Origin of the sequence: Pseudonocardia hydrocarbonoxydans (assembly GCF_006539565.1) — a bacterium.
In the GTDB taxonomy this organism is placed as follows: Bacteria; Actinomycetota; Actinomycetes; order Mycobacteriales; family Pseudonocardiaceae; genus Pseudonocardia; species Pseudonocardia hydrocarbonoxydans.
The window spans coordinates 26,154-42,758 of sequence record NZ_BJNG01000048.1 but is presented as its reverse complement, the minus strand read 5'-3'; the positions used below and the strand labels follow the sequence as shown (position 1 = coordinate 42,758).

The following is a 16,605-nucleotide window of genomic DNA, read 5'->3' as shown; positions in this document are numbered from 1 at the left end:
CTGCCGTCGACGCGCTCGTGGTGCGCCGCGGCGAGGTCGGCGAGCGGGGCCAGCGCGGGGCAGCGGCGCAGGATCCGGTCGGTCCAGTAGGCGTGCAGCCGCACCCGCTCCCGGTCGGCCGCGCCGAGCGGCCCCGGCCGGTCCCACACCTCGCTCGACACCGCCGCCCGGCCCAGGTCGTGCAGGTGCGCGGCGGCCCGCAGCGTCGCGCGCTCCCCGTCGGCGATCCCGGCCGCGCCCGCCGCGGCGTCGGCGACCGCGGCGACGTGCCCGGAGTGCCCCAGCAGGTGGGTCCCCTTCAGGTCGACGACGACGGCGAGCGCCGCGCACAGGCCGTCCAGTCCGTCCGGGCCGACGACGGCGCCGGGCCCCGGCTCCGCCGCGACGACCGCGGCCGCCAGGTCGGGCACCTCCAGCACCGCCAGCAGGGCGTCGGCGTCGCGGAGGAACGCCGACGCCAGGTCGGGATCGAGGTGCCCGCCGGCCCGCCGCGTGACCTCGGCGCGTGCACCGGCGACGCCGCCGTCGGCGTGGGCGAACACCGCCTGCTCCGCGACGTGCACCGCGCGCCCGACCGTCGAGAGCTGCTCGCCGCTGCGGCCGTCGGGGATGCCGAGGCCGTCCCAGCGCTCGTAGACGTCGTCGAGCGCGTCGATCGCGGCGGCGGGGAGGCCGAGCCGCCCGCCCAGCGCCCGGCTCACCTCGCACCCGGCCCGGGCCGCCCGCGGCCCCTCCGTGGCCGCGACGGCCGTGAACCGCTGTGCCAGCCCGCGCCCGGGCGCCCAGTCACCGAAGCGCGCGAGCTGCGCGGTGAACACGGCCGGGTCGCCGGGGTCCAGACGCTTGAGCGCGGCCTGGAACGCCGTGTCGTCGACGAACAGCGCCGCGTTCTCCGGCGCGTGCGAGGTGCAGCCGACCGAGCGCAGCAGCGCCGTGTGGAACACCGCGAGCCGCTCGTCCCGGCTCCAGCCGAGCGCCCCGGCGAACGCGGTGGCCACGACGCAGGTGCGCAGGCCCTTCTCGAACGGCACGCCGGAGGCCAGGTCGGTGGTGAGCGACAGCGCGGCGAACACCCCCGCGACCCGCAGCCGGGGCATCGCAGCAGGGTAGAACCGCGCCCGGCCGCGGCGACAGGACTCGCGGACGGAATCCGGGGGACTTGCGGACGGAAGTCGGCGGACTCGCGGACGGAATCCGGGGGACTCGCGGACGGAAGTCGGGGGACTCGCGGACGGAAGTCGGGGGACTCGCGGGTGGGGGCCCCGCGAGTCCCCCGTTCCCCGCCCGCGAGTCCCCGGTGAAGCGCGTCACGGGTCCTCGTCCGGGAAACGACCGTGCCCATACCCTGTGCTCGCCGCCGACGAGGGCGGCGACGACCGGTACCCGCCCAGCGGGACCGGAACGGGTGCAAGGAGATGGGCATGGCTGCCGGCCGTCCTGCGCGGCTCGCCGTCGGAGTGGTCTCCGCCGGTCGGGTGGGCGCCGTCCTCGGGGCCGCGCTGGCCGCCGCGGGCCACCACGTCGTCGCCACCTCCGGTGTGTCGCGGGAGTCCGTCCGGCGGGCGGAGTCGCTGTTGCCGGACGTGCCGCTGAAGTCCCCCGACGACGTCGTCGCGGGCGTCGACCTCGCCCTGCTCGCCGTCCCCGACGACGCGCTGCCCGGCCTGGTCCGCGGGCTCGCCGCCGCCGGGTGCTTCCGGCCCGGACAGATCGTCGTCCACACCTCGGGGGCGCACGGGGTGGGCGTGCTCGCCCCCGCCGTCGAGTACGGCGTGCTGCCGCTGGCCCTGCACCCGGTGCTGACGTTCACCGGCCGCGTCGAGGACGTCGCCCGCCTCGCGGGGGCCAGCATCGGCGTCACCGCCACCGAGGGCGACGAGGTGGGCTGGAGCGTCGGCGAGGCGCTCGTCGTCGAGATGGGGGCGGAGCCGGTGCGGGTGCCCGAGGGCGTCCGCCCGCTCTACCACGCGGCGCTCGCCCACGGCGCGAACCACCTGGTCACGCTGGTGCGCGACTGCGCCGACCTGCTCGACCGCGCCGGGGTCCGCCCCGCCGAACGGCTCATCGCACCGCTGCTCTCGGCTGCGCTGGACAACGCGCTGCGCCACGGCGACCGCGCGCTCACCGGGCCCGTCGCCCGCGGCGACACCGGCACCGTCGCGGTCCACCTGCGCGAGCTCGACGCCGCCGACCCCGATCTCGCGCGTACCTACCGCGCGCTCGCCGCCCGGACCGCGCACCGTGCGCAGGCCGCCGGGCTGCTCCCCGACCACGCCGCGCAGGACGTGCTGCGCACCCTGGAGGACCCGCAGTGACCGCCACCAAGCCCCGGGGCTACACCCCCGGCCAGCTCACCGTGCACGCCGACCCGCCCGCGCTGCACGCCGTCACCCGGACGCTGAAGGGCGCCGGGCGCCGGATCGCGCTCGTCCCCACGATGGGGGCGCTGCACGACGGGCACCGCGAGCTGATCCGGCACGCGCGGCTGGCCAAGGGGGCGTCGGTCACGGTCGTGTCGATCTTCGTCAACCCGCTGCAGTTCGGGCCGGGGGAGGACCTGGAGCGCTACCCGCGCCCGCTGGAGGCCGACCTGGAGATGTGCCGGGAGGAGGGCGTCGAGCTGGTGTTCACCCCGGGGGTCGAGGACATGTACCCGGCGGGCGCCGACACCACCGTCTCCCCCGGCGCGCTGGGGGACGAGATGGAGGGCGCCGTGCGCCCCGGGCACTTCGCCGGCGTGCTGACGGTCGTGTCGAAGCTGTTCCACGTGGTCGCTCCGGACGTCGCGTACTTCGGCGAGAAGGACTACCAGCAGCTCGTGCTCGTCCGGAAGATGGCGCGCGATCTGGACTTCCCGCTCGACGTCGTCGGCGTCCCGACCGTCCGCGAGGACGACGGGGTGGCCCGGTCGAGCCGCAACGCCTACCTCTCCGCCGCCGACCGCCCCCGCGCGGCCGTGCTGCAGGAGGCGCTGCGGGCCGGGGCGTCGGTCTCGGCGCAGGGGCCGGAGGCGGTCCTGGCCGCCGCCCGCGCGGTCCTGGCCCGCGAACCCGCACTCGAGCTCGACTACCTCGAGCTCCGCGACCCCGACCTGCGCCCCGACGTGCGGCAGGGCAAGGCCCGGCTGCTGGTCGCCGCCCGTCTGGGCACCACCCGCCTGATCGACAACATCACCGTCCAGCTCGAGATCTAGGGGACCCGCCATGCTCCGCACGATGATGACCTCCAAGATCCACCGCGCGACGGTGACGCAGGCCGACCTGCACTACGTCGGCTCGGTGACCGTCGACCTCGACCTGATGGACGCCGCCGGCCTGCTGGAGGGCGAGAAGGTGGCGATCGTCGACATCACCAACGGCGCCCGCCTGGAGACCTACGTGATCCCCGGCGCCCGCGGCAGCGGCGTCATCGGGATCAACGGGGCCGCGGCGCACCTCGTGCACCCCGGCGACCTGGTCATCCTCATCGCCTACGGCCAGCTCGACGAGGCCGAGGTCGCCGCCTACGCACCGCGGGTGGTGTTCGTCGACGGGGCCAACCGGGTCGTCGAGCTGGGTTCCGATCCCGCGCACGCGCCGGAGGGCTCGGGCCTGTTGTCCGGCGCGGCGTAGATGCTGCTCTGCGTCGACGTCGGCAACACCCAGATCGCGCTCGGCCTCTACCCCGACACCGACCCCGACGAGGTGCGGCCCGCGCTCGTCCGCGACTGGCGGATGCGCACCGACCCGCGGATGACCGGCGACGAGCTGGAGGTCGCGTTCGGCGCGTTGCTCGGCCGGCACGCGGCCGGGGTGAGCGGGGTCGCGGCGCTGTCGACGGTGCCGAGCCTGCTGCGCGAGCTGCGGATCCTCATCGAGCGGCGCGGCGACCCGCACGTCATCGTCGGGCCGGGGGTGCGCACGGGGGTTCCGCTGCTCGTCGACAACCCGCGCGAGGTCGGCGCCGACCGGGTCATGAACACCCTCGCCGCGCACCGGATGTTCGGCACCGCGTGCATCGTCGTCGACTTCGGGACGTCGACGAACATCGACGTGGTCTCGGCGAAGGGCGAGTTCCTCGGCGGTGCACTGGCACCGGGCATCGAGATCTCGATGGACGCCCTCGCCGCCCGGGCGGCCGCGCTGCGCACCGTCGAGTTCGTGGCGCCGCGCTCGGTGATCGGCAAGAACACCGTCGAGTGCCTGCAGTCCGGCGTGCTCTACGGCTTCGCCGGCCAGGTCGACGGCCTGGTGCGCCGGATCCTCGCCGAGCTCGGCCCCCGGACCGGTCCGGTGACGGTGCTCGGCACCGGTGGCCTCGCCCCGCTGATGGCCGGGGTGTCGGACACGATCACCGAGTACGTCCCCGACCTGACGCTCGTCGGCCTGCGCCTGACCTACCTGCGCAACGCCGTGCCGGCCCGCGCCGCGCGGTAGCCGCGCGCACCCTCGGGCCCCGCGCGCACCGTCGACGGTGCGCGCCGCGGCGGGGCGTGCGCGGCGGGGCGTGCGCGGGAGGGCGGCCGGTCAGCGCCGCTGCGCCCGCTGCACCGTCGTCACCAGGGGGAGGGTGAACCGCCCCGGCCGGTCGCCGAGGTGGTCCCGGACCCGTCGCTCGAACGCGGCCCGCTCGGCCGGATCCGCCGCGAGCATCCACGAGTAGGTGCCGAGCCGGGCGATCTCGGCGTCGACGTCGGTCGGCCGCGGATTCGGGAAGCGCCGCTGCGTCACCTCCCCCAGCAGGTCGTGGACGGGCGGGACCCGCCCGTGGTCGTGCCCGACCTCCGGCGCCGAGAGCGGGTCGGCCCGCAGGAACGGGCCCAGCAGCGGGGCGTCGGGATCCTCGTCGTTGCGCACCAGGGCCAGCACCCCACCCGGCCGCAGCACGCGCACGATCTCGGCCGTCGCGCGGTCCCGGTCGAACCAGTGCCAGGCCTGCCCGACCAGCACGGCGTCGACCGCGGCGGCGGGCAGCGGCACGTCCTCGGCGCCACCCACCAGCGCCCGGACGCCGGGCAGCCGGGCGCGGAGCTCGTCGAGCATCGCCGGGTCCGGGTCGACCGCGGTCACCTCGGCCCGGCCGGCCAGCGCCTCGCTGAGCTTCCCCGTGCCCGCGCCCAGGTCCAGTACGTGCGGCGAACCGACGGCCACCGGGGCGAGGGCCCAGGCGACGGCCTCGTCGGGATAGCCGGGCCGGTGCGCGGCGTAGGCCGCCGCCACGGCTCCGAACGACCGTGCCCGCGACCCCGGTTCGTGGTGGTGCATCGTCCCGAGGCTACGGCGCCTGCGCCCACCCCGTGCGGTGCGATCCGGCCGTCCCGCGCCGCGGGCGACGATCCCGACCACCGGTGCGGGGACCCGGGAACGGGGCTCACTAGCCTTGGCGCGTGAGCACCGACGCGCCGGACACCGGAGAGAACGAGCTGCCCGAGCAGATGCGGGTGCGCCGGGCCAAGCGTGCCGACATGCTCGCGGCGGGCCTCGACCCCTACCCCGTCTCGGTGGAGCGGACGACCGGCCTGCGCCAGGTCCGCGACGCCCACCCCGACCTCCCGCCCGACACCGCCACCGGCGAGATCGTGGGCGTCACCGGTCGGGTGATCTTCCTGCGCAACACCGGCAAGCTCTGCTTCGCCACCCTGCGCGAGGGCGACGGCACCGAGCTGCAGGCGATGCTCAGCCTGGCCCTGGTCGGCGAGGACGAGCTGGCCCGCTGGAAGGCGAGCGTCGATCTGGGCGACCACGTGTTCGTCCACGGCGAGGTGGCGACGTCGCGGCGCGGCGAGCTGTCCGTCATGGCCGACGCCTGGGCGATGACGGCGAAGTCGGTGCGGCCGCTGCCGGTGGCGCACCGCGAGCTGTCCGAGGAGACGCGGGTGCGGCAGCGCTACGTCGACCTGATCGTGCGCCCGCAGGCCCGCGAGATGGTGCGCACGCGCGCGGAGGTGGTGCGCACGGTGCGCGCCGCGCTGCACGACGCGTCCTTCGTCGAGGTGGAGACCCCGATGCTGCAGCTGCAGCACGGCGGGGCCACCGCGCGGCCGTTCGTCACGCACGCGAATGCGCTCGACACGGATCTGTACCTGCGGATCGCCCCCGAGCTGTTCCTGAAGCGCTGCGTGGTCGGCGGAATCGAGCGGGTCTTCGAGATCAATCGCAACTTCCGGAACGAGGGGATCGACTCCACCCACTCGCCGGAGTTCGCGATGTTGGAGGCGTATCAGGCCTACGCCACCTATGACGACATGGCGCGGCTCACACAGCACCTCGTGGTGGAGAGCGCACGCGCCGTGTTCGGTTCCACGATCGTCCGTCACGCGGACGGGTCGGAACACGATCTGGGCGGTGAGTGGCGCTCGGTCACGCTGCACGACGCGGTGGCGCAGGCGGTCGGCACCGACGTGGACCCGGACACCTCGGTGGCCGAACTGCGGAAGATCGCCGACGCGCACGACGTCGATCTCAAGGATTCCTGGGGCGCCGGCGAGATCGTGCTCGAACTGTTCGAGAAGCTGGTCGAGCACACGCTGCAGGAGCCCACGTTCGTCCGCGACTACCCGGTCGAGGTCCGGCCCCTGACCAGGCAACACCGGGACGACCCGCGCCTGGCCGAGGCGTGGGACCTGATCGTCTTCGGCACCGAGCTGGCCACCGCGTACTCCGAGCTGGTCGACCCGGTCGTGCAACGGGAACGGCTCACCGCGCAGTCGTTGCTGGCGGCGGCGGGCGATGTCGAGGCGATGCAGCTCGACGAGGACTTCCTGCGGGCGATGGAGTACGGAATGCCCCCCACCGGGGGTATGGGAATGGGGATCGACCGGTTGCTGATGACGCTCACCGGGGCCGGAATCCGGGAGACGATCCTCTACCCGCTCGTGCGTCCGGAGTAAGCAACCTACGCGCGAGTAGGTATCTTGTCCGGGAACGGCGGGAATCGCCGCCCGGACGACGGAAAAGAGGCCGCACAGTGGCACAGGTCAAGGAGATCCGGCTCGTCGACGACCTGGACGGGAAGTCCGCCGACGAGACCGTCGAGTTCGCGATCGACGGAAAGAGCTACGAGATCGACCTCTCGGCGAGCAACGCCGGACGGCTGCGCGACGCGTTCGCCGAGTTCGTGGCCTCGGCGCGCAAGGTCACCGGAGGGCGCGCCCGCCGCGGTGCGGCCGCACCGCGCCGGCCGGTGATCGACCGCGAGCAGAACCAGGCCATCCGCGACTGGGCCCGCAAGCGGGAGATGAAGGTCTCCGACCGCGGGCGCATCCCGTCGGAGGTGCTGGAGGCCTACCACCGGGAGAACAACTGATCCGGAATGCCGCGTGACCGTCGCATGTTGCGACGACCACGTACGTGCGGTCCGCAACGGAGGCGCACACCCGGGGACGCCCGATACAGTGGCGTAGGCGCGTAGCACGGCGCAGCAGGCGAGGAGACGAAATGTTCGAGAGGTTCACCGACCGAGCAAGGCGTGTTGTCGTCCTGGCCCAAGAAGAGGCCCGGATGCTCAACCACAACTACATCGGCACCGAGCACATCCTCCTCGGCCTCATCCACGAGGGAGAGGGAGTGGCCGCGAAGGCCCTGGAGTCCCTCGGGATCGCCCTGGAGGGCGTCCGGCAGCAGGTCGAGGAGATCATCGGCCAGGGCCAGCAGGCACCGAGCGGGCACATCCCGTTCACGCCGCGGGCCAAGAAGGTCCTGGAGCTCTCGCTGCGCGAGGCGCTCCAGCTCGGCCACAACTACATCGGCACCGAGCACATCCTGCTCGGCCTGATCCGCGAGGGCGAGGGTGTCGCGGCGCAGGTCCTGGTCAAGCTGGGAGCCGACCTCAACCGGGTCCGCCAGCAGGTGCTGCAGCTCCTGTCCGGCTACCAGGGCAAGGAGCCCGCCGAGGGCGCCTCCGGTGGCCGCGGCGAGGGCACCCCCAGCTCGTCGCTGGTGCTCGACCAGTTCGGTCGCAACCTCACCCAGCAGGCCCGTGAGGGCAAGCTGGACCCGGTCATCGGCCGGGAGAAGGAGATCGAGCGGATCATGCAGGTCCTCTCCCGGAGGACCAAGAACAACCCGGTCCTGATCGGTGAGGCGGGCGTCGGCAAGACCGCGGCCGTCGAGGGCCTGGCCCAGAACATCATCAAGGGCGAGGTCCCCGAGACCCTCAAGGACAAGCAGCTCTACACGCTCGACCTGGGCTCGCTGGTCGCCGGATCGCGCTACCGCGGTGACTTCGAGGAGCGCCTGAAGAAGGTGCTCAAGGAGATCCGCACGCGCGGCGACATCATCCTGTTCATCGACGAGATCCACACCCTCGTCGGGGCGGGTGCGGCCGAGGGCGCGATCGACGCCGCCAGCATCCTCAAGCCGATGCTGGCCCGCGGCGAGCTGCAGACCATCGGCGCCACCACCCTCGACGAGTACCGCAAGTACGTCGAGAAGGACCCGGCCCTGGAGCGTCGCTTCCAGCCGATCCAGGTGGGCGAGCCGACGGTCACGCACACCATCGAGATCCTCAAGGGTCTGCGCGACCGGTACGAGTCGCACCACCGCGTCACGATCACCGACGGGGCGCTGGTGTCGGCGGCCACGCTGGCCGACCGCTACATCTCCGACCGGTTCCTGCCGGACAAGGCGATCGACCTGATCGACGAAGCGGGCGCGCGGATGCGCATCCGCCGGATGACCGCGCCGCCGGACCTGCGCGAGTTCGACGAGAAGATCGCCAACGTCCGTCGCGACAAGGAGTCCGCGATCGACGCGCAGGACTTCGAGCGCGCGGCGAACCTGCGCGACTCGGAGAAGCAGCTGCTGGCCCAGAAGGGCGAGCGGGAGAAGCAGTGGAAGTCCGGCGACCTCGACGTCGTCGCCGAGGTCGACGAGGAGCAGATCGCCGAGGTCCTCGCCAACTGGACCGGCATCCCCGTCTTCAAGCTCACCGAGGAGGAGACGACCCGTCTCCTCAAGATGGAGGACGAGCTCCACAAGCGGATCATCGGGCAGGAGGAGGCCGTCAAGTCGGTCGCGAAGGCGATCCGTCGCACGCGCGCCGGCCTGAAGGACCCCAAGCGCCCCTCGGGCTCGTTCATCTTCGCCGGCCCGTCCGGTGTGGGTAAGACCGAGCTGTCCAAGGCGCTGGCGAACTTCCTGTTCGGCGAGGACGACGCGCTCATCCAGATCGACATGGGCGAGTTCCACGACCGCTACACCGCCTCGCGCCTGTTCGGTGCCCCTCCCGGGTACGTGGGCTACGAGGAGGGCGGCCAGCTGACGGAGAAGGTGCGTCGCAAGCCGTTCTCGGTGGTGCTGTTCGACGAGATCGAGAAGGCGCACCAGGAGATCTACAACACGCTCCTGCAGGTGCTGGAGGACGGTCGCCTGACCGACGGCCAGGGCCGCACGGTCGACTTCAAGAACACCGTCATCATCTTCACCTCGAACCTCGGCACGCAGGACATCTCCAAGGCCGTCGGCCTGGGCTTCGCCCAGAACAACGACGAGCAGTCCAACTACGAGCGGATGAAGTCGAAGGTCAACGACGAGCTGAAGAAGCACTTCCGCCCGGAGTTCCTCAACCGCATCGACGACATCGTGGTGTTCCACCAGCTCACCGAGCAGCAGATCATCACGATGGTCGACCTCATGATCACCCGGGTCGAGGGTGCGCTGGCCAACAAGGACATGGCCATCGAGCTCACCCCGGCCGCCAAGGGCCTGCTGGCCCGCCGCGGCTTCGACCCGGTGCTGGGGGCGCGGCCGCTGCGCCGCACCATCCAGCGCGAGATCGAGGACCAGCTGTCGGAGAAGATCCTGTTCGGCGAGATCTCGCCCGGGCAGATCGTGATCGTCGACGTCGAGGGCATCGACCCCGACGCCGAGGACTCGAAGGCCGCCGACGACAAGGCGAAGTTCACCTTCCGCGGTGAGCCCAAGCCGGTCATGGTCCCCGACGCCCCGCCGGTCGACCTGGCGAAGTCGGGCGAGGAGTAAGGCACCCGCACCACCGCGAACGGCCCGTCGGGACCTCGGTCCCGGCGGGCCGTTCGCGTAGGTTCTGTCCGTGAGTTCGGTGCGCGCGGTCCCGGAGACCGAGCTGATGGGCGAGGACCTCTCCGCCGACGACGCGTGGCACACCGTGCGCCGCTACCACCTGGGCCACCTGTTCGTGACGGCCTTCGTCCGCTTCCGCTACGGCGACGGGTTCAGCCACGCCCGGGCGTTCGCGCTGCAGCTCGCGCTCGCCGCGGTGCCCCTGGTCATCGCCGGGGCCGGCCTCGCGACCGCACTCGGCGCCGAGTCGATCGCCCAGGTGGTCGCGCGCACCGTCGTCGCGATCTCACCGGGCAGCAGCGACGCCTTGCTCGCGGACGTCCTCGCGAGCGACGACGAGGGCAGCGAGCGTGGCGAGGTCGTGGTCGTCCTGGGTCTGGTGACCGCGTTCCTGGCGGCGACGTCGCCGTTCGCCCAGCTCGAACGCGGGGCCAACCGCATCTACGGCACCAAGCGCGACCGGCCCGCCCTGCGCAAGTACGGCAACGCGGCCCTGCTCACCGCGACCGCGGGCGTCGCCATGGCGCTGGGCCTGCTGCTGATCGTGGCCGGGGAGCCGTTCGGGGAGGCGCTGGAGGAGGTCTACCGCTGGGGTGACCCCGCCGAGACCGTCTGGGACGTCGTGCGCTGGCCGGTGGGGCTCGCGCTGCTCGTCGTCGCCGTCACTCTGCTGTTCCGGTACGCGCCGCGGCGCCGCCAGCCCGGCCTGAGCTGGCTCGCGGTGGGGGCGGCGGTCACGGTGCTGGCCTGGCTCGTGGCCTCCGGGCTGCTCGCGCTCTACGTGGTGGCCGCCGCCGGGTTCGACGAGACCTACGGCCCGCTCACGGCCGTGATGGCGCTGCTGATCTGGGCCAACCTCACCGGGATCGCCCTGCTGGCGGGGATCGCGCTGGCCGCGCAGCTGGAGGCGGTGCGGGCGGGCCGGCCGGATCCGCTGCTGCTCGACAGCGACGACGACGGCATCCCCGACGACCTCGACGAGCACCCGGACTCACCCAGTCGCTGACACCCCGCGCGGCCGCGGTCGCGGGAACAGCCGCACGAAGCGTTCCGCCAGCGCCCGGTCGCCGGTGACGGCGCCGGGCGGCAGGTCCGCACCGCCGAACACGATCCCCTGCGCGGCCGCGGCGTCGGTGGTGAGCACCGCGTCGGGATCGGCGGCCTCGCCCCGGGAGATCCGGAAGCGCCCGTCGGCGATCTCCGCGGTGAACCGGTCCGCCCCCAGGTGCAGGGCGAGCGTGCCCCGCATGCCGCCCGCCGCGTCGGCGTCGAACGTGGTGCGCAGGGCCAGGGCGAAGGCGTCGGCGGTGAGCGCGCCCCGCTCGTGCCGCGGGGCGCGGCTGCCCCACCGGGCCAGGGCCAGCACCGTCTCCTCCAGCTCGTACCCCGCTTCGGTGAGCTCGTAGACCCGGGCGCCCGACGGCGGTCCCAGCACCCGCCGGCGGACGATCCCCTGGCCCTCCAGGTCGCGCAGCCGCTGGGCGAGCACGTTCTGGCTCATGCCGGCGAGCCCGGCGGCCAGGTCGGTGAAGCGTTTCGGCCCGAGCAGGAGGTCGCGCACGACCAGCAGCGCCCAGCGCTCGCCGACCGCGTCGAGTGCCCGGGCGACGCCGCAGGGATCGTCGTAGCTCCGCATGCCACCACTTTAGCTTGCACTTCAGGAGTTTCTACTCCTAGTCTAGGAGTGTGATGGCGCCGACCCAGCGTGTCCCCGGCCTCCCCGCCGCCGACCTCGCCCTCCTCGACCCGACGGAGCCCGCCCGGCTCGCTACGTTCGTGCTGGTCCCGGGAGCGGGCGGCTCGGCCTGGTACTGGCACCGCGTCGTCGCGGAGCTGGAGGGCCGCGGGCACGAGGCGATCGCCGTCGACCTGCCCTCCGGCGACCCGGACGCGCGCGTCACCGACTACGCGGCCGCGATCGTGGCGGCGGCGGGAGGGCGCACCGGCGTCGTGCTGGTGGGGAGCTCGCTGGGCGGGTTCAGCGCCCCGCTCGCCTGCGGACCGCTGGACGCCGCCGGGCTGGTGCTGGTCAACGCGATGATCCCGCTGCCGGGTGAGGACCTGGGGTCCTGGTGGGACGCCACCGGCTTCGAGGCGGCGATCGCCGCCGCCGCCGAGTGCGACGGGCGTGACCTGCAGTCCGACCCCGACCAGCGGGAGACCATGTTCCACGACGTCCCCGCCGACGTCGTCGAGGCGGCGTTCGCGCGGCTCGTCGAGCAGGAGGACGGGATCTTCGCGGGCACCTGGCCGCTCGAGGCGTGGCCGGACGTGCCCACGCGGGTGCTCGCCACCCGCGACGACCGCTTCTTCCCGGTCGACTTCCAGCGCCGGATCGCTCGCGAACGCCTCGGCCTCGACCCCGACGTGCTGCCCGGCGGCCACCTCGTCGCCCTGTCCCGCCCGGCCGAGCTGGCCGGCTACCTGGTCTCGACCACCGAAGGAGCTCCCCGTGTCTGAATTGATCCGGCCCCGCGTGCTGCTCGACGGCCTCGCCTACGTCGAGTCGCCGCGCTGGCACGACGGCCGCCTGTGGTTCGCCCACTGGGGGGCCGGGGAGATCGTCGCCGTCGACCTGGACGGACGGGCCGAGGTGGTGGCCGCGGGCCCGGACGGCCTGGGCTGGTCGTTCGACTTCCTGCCCGACGGGCGGATGCTCGTCACCGGCGAGCGCCTGCTGCGCCACGAGCCCGACGGCACCGTCGTGCCGCACGCCGACTGCGGCGGCGCGGAGATCGTCGTCGACGGGGCGGGCAACGCCTACGTCAACGGGTTCGCGTTCGACTTCCTCGCCGGTGAGGCGCCCTCGCCCGGCTGGATCGACCTGGTCCGGCCCGACGGGGAGGTCCGCCGCGTCGCCGACGGGCTGCGGTTCCCCAACGGCATGGTGATCACCCCCGACGGGCGGACGCTGCTGGTCGCGGAGTCCTTCGCCGGTGTCCTCACGGCGTTCGACGTCGACGCCGACGGCGGGCTGTCCGGTCGCCGCACGTGGGCCGAGGGCCTGGGCCCCGACGGGATCACGCTCGACGCCGCCGGGGCGGTGTGGACGCACGCGGCGAAGGAGCCTGGGGCGACCGGCGGCGACGTCTGCGTGCGGGTGCTGGACGGGGAGGTCACCCACCGCGTGCCGCAGGAGCAGTTCGGCTTCGCGGCCATGCTCGGCGGGCCCGACGGGCGGACGCTGTTCGTGTGCGACGCCGACTGGCGGGGCGTCGAGGGCGTGGAGTCGGCGCTGGCCGACCGCACCGGCCGGATACTGGTGGCCGACGCGCCGGAGCCGCGGGCCGGGTGGCCCGGCGGCTGAGGTGCTACCCGCGGCGCAGGTCGACGGGGCGCGCGTCGTCGGGCGGGGTGCCGAAGACCGTCGCGGGGTCGTGCTCGGGCGCCGGTTCCGTGGTCAGGTGGGCGGCGAGGATGCGATCGGTGCGGAACCAGCGCGGGCCCTCCCGCAACCGGCACCAGGCCAGCAGGTGCCAGTGCCCGCCGGTCGCGGCGAGCGCGGCCGGCTCGACGGCCCGCTCGGTGACGGTGCCGTGCCGGTCGGCGAAGCGCAGGACGGTGACCTGGCGGCGGCGCACCGCCTCGTCGAGCACGCGGGCGACGGCCGGGCGCGGCGGCTGTTCCGGGACGCGCAGCCACAGCCGGGACGCGATCGACTCGGCGCGGGCCAGCTCGGCCTCGGGCATCGCGGCGAGGACCTTGCTCAGCGCGGTACGGGCGTCGGCGGCGAACGGGAGGGTCGGCAGGGCGGCCAGCGCCACCGCGATCGCCGCGGCCTCGGCGCCGGTGAGGTTGAGCGGGGGCAGCGTCGCGACGTCGTCGAGGACGTACCCGCCACCGGGTCCGGACTGCGCCCACAGCGGCACGCCCGCCTGCAGCAGCGCGTCGACGTCGCGCTTGATGGTGCGCGTCGAGACCTCCAGGCGCTGCGCCAGCCAGGCGCCGGTGCGCCCGGCCGGTCCGGCGGCGCGCAGCTCCTCGGCGATCGCGTACAGGCGTTCGGTGCGGTTCACGGGACGAGAATGCCCCGGAACCGGTGACACCACGGTGTCACCGACCCCGCGCGATGCTCGTGTCATGACCATCTGGCACCTGGACCGTCCCGACGGCCGACGCGTCTCCGTCCACGAGCTCACCCCCGACGCCCCCGCGGACGCCCCGGTCGTGCTGCTCCCACGCCGCCCCCGGCTCGGGCGACTTCGACCCGGACCCGGCGGCGACGGCGGGGGTCCGGCTGATCGCCCCGGACCGTCCCGGCTACGGCGGCTCCGACCCGGTGCCCGGCCTCGCGACGGTGGACCTGGCCGCCGCCGACGCCGCGGCCGTGCTCGACCACGTCCTGCCCGCGGGCGGCCGTGCGGGCGTCGCAGGCTGGTCGGCCGGGGGGCGGGTGGTGCTCGCGCTGGCGGCGCACCGGCCCGAGCGGGTCGGGCGCGTCGCCGTCGTCGGCACCCCCGCCCCCGACGAGGAGGTGCCCTGGTACGGCGAGTCGCGCGCCCTGATCGACCCGATGCGCGGCCTGACCGAGGACCGGGCCCGGGCCGCGCTCGACGCGGCGTTCGGACCGATGCTCCAGCAGCTCACCGGCGACGCCCGGTTCACGCTGCTCACCGACCCCGAGGTCGACGCCGCGCTGCTGGCCGCCCCCGGCGTCGCCGACCGGCTGCGCGCGATGCTCGACACCGCGTTCGCGGCCGGGGCCGCGGGGATGGCGGCGGAGGTGGGCGGCTACACACTCGCACCGTGGGGCTTCGACCCCGCCGACGTCCGCGCCGAGGTCCTGCTGGGCTACGGCGCCGCCGACAGCGTGGTTGATCCCGCGCACGGGCGGTGGTGGGAGAAGGCGCTCCCGTCGGCCCGGCTGGAGATCGTGCCGGACACCGGCCACCTGGTGGTCGTCCCGTTCTGGGCACGGGCACTCGCGCATCTGGTCGCCTGACGGGGACTCGCGGACGGGACTCGGGGGACTCGCGGACGGGATCGGGGGGACTCGCGGACGGGATCGGGGGGACTCGCGGGGTGAGCTCGCGAGTCCCCCGATCCCCGCCCGCGAGTCCCCCGGGTTCCGCTCGCGAGTCCGCGCGTCAGGGGGCGGCGATCGTCAGTCGGGCGGTGAGGACGGGACGGCGGGGGTCGCGGGCGGGCAGGGCACGGAGCAGGCGCCGGGAGAGCTCGGGGTCGTCGACGCCGTCGACGGTCCCGGCCATCGCCCACATCGCGTCGACGTCGCGACTGTCGAGCACGGCCCGGCGCAGAGCGGCGGCGAGCAGCTCCCGCTCCTCCCGCACGCCGGGTGCCTCGGAGCGGGGCAGCAGGGGGCCGCGGTGGGCCCGGGCGGCGCCGCGCACGTCGCCCCCGGCCAGCGCCGACCGCACCGCGACGAAGTCGGCGTCGACGCGGGCGCGCAGCCGGTAGGGCTGGGTGCGCAGCACCCCGGCCCCGAGCGCGGCCCGCAGCCGGTGCATCTCCGCGCGCACGGTGACGGCCTTGCCCGCGTCGCCGTGCAGGGCGGTGGCGAGCTCGTCGGCGGTGAGCCCGTCGGGGTGCAGGGCCAGCAGGGTGAGGACCTCGGCGTGGCGCAGCGTCAGCCGGACGTGGCCCCCGTCGAGGCAGGCCAGCGGGCGGACGGCGCCGAGGAACGGCAGCGACAGCACCGGCCGGGGCGGCGAGCCGGTGCGGTGCAGCCGCATCAGCCAGCCCTCGGCGAGCCGCTCCAGCACGCCCTCGCCCGTCTCGCCCAGCGCCACCCGGTCGCCGACCGCCGGCAGGTCGACGCGGGCGGGCAGCCAGTTCGGCGGGTTGGCGGCGAGCACCCGGCCGCCGGGGGTGAGCAGGGCGCCCGGCTCGTCGCGCAGGCCGATCAGGTGGGTGAGGTTGCGGGCCAGCAGCCGCTCGTCGCGCATCGCGAGCCGGGCGCCGAGGTGGCCCTCGGCCAGCCGCGCCGCGGCGACGACGAGCGCGAGCGTCGTGGGGTGGAACGTGCGCACCGGCCCGGTGACGTCGACGGCGCCGATCACCTCGCCGGAGTCGGGGTCGTGGATCGGGCAGGCCGCGCAGGTCCAGCTGTGGTAGGTCCGGACAAGGTGCTCGGCCGAGTGGATCTGCACGGCACGGTCGGCGGCGAGCGCGGTGCCCATCGCGTTGGTGCCGATGCTGTCCTCGGTCCAGCGCGTGCCCTCCACCAGCCCGACGCCCTCGGCGCGGCGCAACACGTCGCGCTGGCCCTCGCGCCACAGGATGTGTCCCTGGGCGTCGGTCACGATCATCATGTGCATCGCCTCGTCGGCGATGGAGACCAGTGTGTCGCGCAGGACCGGGATCACGGCCGCGAGCGGGTGCGCGCCGCGGATGCCACCCACCTCCGCGGGCGAGTAGACGTGCGGCGGGTCGCCGTGCTCGGGATCCACGCGGGCGTCCAGGGAGCGCCGCCACGACTCCGAGACGACCTCGCGCGGCGGCGGCCCGGAGCGGTCGCCCGCGAGCGTCGCCTCCCGCACCCGTGCGAGTACGCGGGCGCGCTGCACCTGGTCGTCGGCCGACACGGTGCCGATCGTCCCCCGCCAGGTCAGTTGAGGCAACCCTG

General features: G+C 74.4%; 15 protein-coding genes and 1 pseudogene. 11 read left to right on the top strand and 5 right to left on the bottom strand.

The window, feature by feature from the left end; genetic code table 11:
* The coding region (locus tag PHY01_RS24050) for an HD domain-containing phosphohydrolase (protein WP_141282190.1) at nucleotides 1–1,097 on the bottom strand (1,097 nt) is incomplete at its 3' end.
* A 318-nt stretch (nucleotides 1,098–1,415) separates the two neighbouring features.
* Here PHY01_RS24050 and PHY01_RS24045 point away from each other — a divergent pair.
* Genes PHY01_RS24045 through PHY01_RS24030 form a run of 4 tightly spaced genes read left to right on the top strand, consistent with a single transcriptional unit; the run spans nucleotide 1,416 to nucleotide 4,415 of the window.
* Entirely contained in the window at nucleotides 1,416–2,315 is a 900-nt protein-coding gene (locus PHY01_RS24045) for a Rossmann-like and DUF2520 domain-containing protein (protein WP_170183958.1), read from the top strand.
* Nucleotides 2,312–3,193 (top strand): pantoate--beta-alanine ligase, encoded by an 882-nt coding sequence (gene panC, locus PHY01_RS24040; protein WP_141282186.1) that lies wholly within the window; start codon nucleotides 2,312–2,314, stop codon nucleotides 3,191–3,193. Before PHY01_RS24045 ends, panC begins: the two co-directional genes overlap by 4 nt.
* A gap of 10 nt (nucleotides 3,194–3,203) precedes the next feature.
* A complete protein-coding gene (gene panD, locus PHY01_RS24035) occupies nucleotides 3,204–3,611 on the top strand; it encodes an aspartate 1-decarboxylase (protein ID WP_141282184.1) in 408 nt (135 codons plus the stop codon).
* Nucleotides 3,612–4,415: a type III pantothenate kinase gene (locus PHY01_RS24030; protein ID WP_141282182.1), complete on the top strand. Its 804-nt coding sequence runs from the start codon at nucleotides 3,612–3,614 to the stop codon at nucleotides 4,413–4,415. It begins immediately after the preceding gene.
* A 90-nt stretch (nucleotides 4,416–4,505) separates the two neighbouring features.
* Here PHY01_RS24030 and PHY01_RS24025 read toward each other — a convergent pair whose 3' ends face one another.
* Nucleotides 4,506–5,243 carry a class I SAM-dependent methyltransferase gene (locus PHY01_RS24025; RefSeq protein ID WP_141282180.1) on the bottom strand — a complete coding sequence of 246 codons (738 nt, stop codon included), beginning with the start codon at nucleotides 5,241–5,243 and terminating at the stop codon, nucleotides 4,506–4,508.
* 170 nt (nucleotides 5,244–5,413) lie between these two features.
* Here PHY01_RS24025 and lysS point away from each other — a divergent pair, with 170 nt between their 5' ends.
* The 4 genes from lysS (at nucleotide 5,414) to PHY01_RS24005 (ending at nucleotide 11,025) form a co-directional block, all read left to right on the top strand.
* On the top strand, nucleotides 5,414–6,868 hold the full coding sequence (gene lysS / locus PHY01_RS24020) for a lysine--tRNA ligase (protein WP_141282204.1): 1,455 nt from the start codon (nucleotides 5,414–5,416) through the stop codon (nucleotides 6,866–6,868).
* A 77-nt stretch (nucleotides 6,869–6,945) separates the two neighbouring features.
* Entirely contained in the window at nucleotides 6,946–7,284 is a 339-nt protein-coding gene (locus PHY01_RS24015; protein WP_141282178.1) for a histone-like nucleoid-structuring protein Lsr2, read from the top strand.
* 131 nt (nucleotides 7,285–7,415) lie between these two features.
* Nucleotides 7,416–9,959, top strand: a complete 2,544-nt coding sequence (locus PHY01_RS24010) for an ATP-dependent Clp protease ATP-binding subunit (RefSeq protein WP_141282176.1) — start codon at nucleotides 7,416–7,418, stop codon at nucleotides 9,957–9,959.
* A 70-nt stretch (nucleotides 9,960–10,029) separates the two neighbouring features.
* Nucleotides 10,030–11,025 (top strand): YihY/virulence factor BrkB family protein, encoded by a 996-nt coding sequence (locus PHY01_RS24005; protein ID WP_218030317.1) that lies wholly within the window; start codon nucleotides 10,030–10,032, stop codon nucleotides 11,023–11,025.
* Here the strand turns inward: PHY01_RS24005 and PHY01_RS24000 are convergent.
* Complete coding sequence (locus tag PHY01_RS24000) at nucleotides 11,011–11,655, bottom strand: winged helix-turn-helix transcriptional regulator (protein WP_141282174.1); 645 nt, start codon at nucleotides 11,653–11,655, stop codon at nucleotides 11,011–11,013. The two genes, PHY01_RS24005 and PHY01_RS24000, sit on opposite strands and share 15 nt — an antisense overlap.
* 53 nt (nucleotides 11,656–11,708) lie before the next feature.
* Between PHY01_RS24000 and PHY01_RS23995 the strand changes: the two genes are divergently transcribed.
* Nucleotides 11,709–12,479, top strand: a complete 771-nt coding sequence (locus PHY01_RS23995; protein WP_141282200.1) for an alpha/beta fold hydrolase — start codon at nucleotides 11,709–11,711, stop codon at nucleotides 12,477–12,479.
* Nucleotides 12,472–13,326: an SMP-30/gluconolactonase/LRE family protein gene (locus PHY01_RS23990; RefSeq protein WP_246086118.1), complete on the top strand. Its 855-nt coding sequence runs from the start codon at nucleotides 12,472–12,474 to the stop codon at nucleotides 13,324–13,326. Before PHY01_RS23995 ends, PHY01_RS23990 begins: the two co-directional genes overlap by 8 nt.
* A 4-nt stretch (nucleotides 13,327–13,330) precedes the next feature.
* Here PHY01_RS23990 and PHY01_RS23985 read toward each other — a convergent pair whose 3' ends face one another.
* Entirely contained in the window at nucleotides 13,331–14,035 is a 705-nt protein-coding gene (locus PHY01_RS23985) for a helix-turn-helix transcriptional regulator (protein ID WP_141282172.1), read from the bottom strand.
* A gap of 173 nt (nucleotides 14,036–14,208) precedes the next feature.
* Here PHY01_RS23985 and PHY01_RS23980 point away from each other — a divergent pair.
* Nucleotides 14,209–14,961 (top strand): annotated as a pseudogene (locus tag PHY01_RS23980) (alpha/beta fold hydrolase); the annotation flags it as partial.
* A 145-nt stretch (nucleotides 14,962–15,106) separates the two neighbouring features.
* On the opposite strand, the gene PHY01_RS23975 reads toward PHY01_RS23980, so the two are convergent.
* Nucleotides 15,107–16,564 (bottom strand): GAF domain-containing protein, encoded by a 1,458-nt coding sequence (locus PHY01_RS23975; protein ID WP_246086117.1) that lies wholly within the window; start codon nucleotides 16,562–16,564, stop codon nucleotides 15,107–15,109.
* Between the last annotated feature and the right edge of the window lie 41 nt (nucleotides 16,565–16,605).

What these genes read in the sequence shown, in the direction of transcription:
- PHY01_RS24045 (WP_170183958.1), top strand. Translation starts at nt 1,416, where the DNA reads ATGGGCATGGCTGCCGGCCGTCCTGCGCGGCTCGCCGTCGGAGTGGTC.
- panD (WP_141282184.1), top strand. Translation starts at nt 3,204, where the DNA reads ATGCTCCGCACGATGATGACCTCCAAGATCCACCGCGCGACGGTGACG.
- PHY01_RS24030 (WP_141282182.1), top strand. Translation starts at nt 3,612, where the DNA reads ATGCTGCTCTGCGTCGACGTCGGCAACACCCAGATCGCGCTCGGCCTC.
- PHY01_RS24025 (WP_141282180.1), bottom strand. Translation starts at nt 5,243, where the DNA reads ATGCACCACCACGAACCGGGGTCGCGGGCACGGTCGTTCGGAGCCGTG.
- lysS (WP_141282204.1), top strand. Translation starts at nt 5,414, where the DNA reads ATGCGGGTGCGCCGGGCCAAGCGTGCCGACATGCTCGCGGCGGGCCTC.
- PHY01_RS24010 (WP_141282176.1), top strand. Translation starts at nt 7,416, where the DNA reads ATGTTCGAGAGGTTCACCGACCGAGCAAGGCGTGTTGTCGTCCTGGCC.
- PHY01_RS24000 (WP_141282174.1), bottom strand. Translation starts at nt 11,655, where the DNA reads ATGCGGAGCTACGACGATCCCTGCGGCGTCGCCCGGGCACTCGACGCG.
- PHY01_RS23995 (WP_141282200.1), top strand. Translation starts at nt 11,709, where the DNA reads ATGGCGCCGACCCAGCGTGTCCCCGGCCTCCCCGCCGCCGACCTCGCC.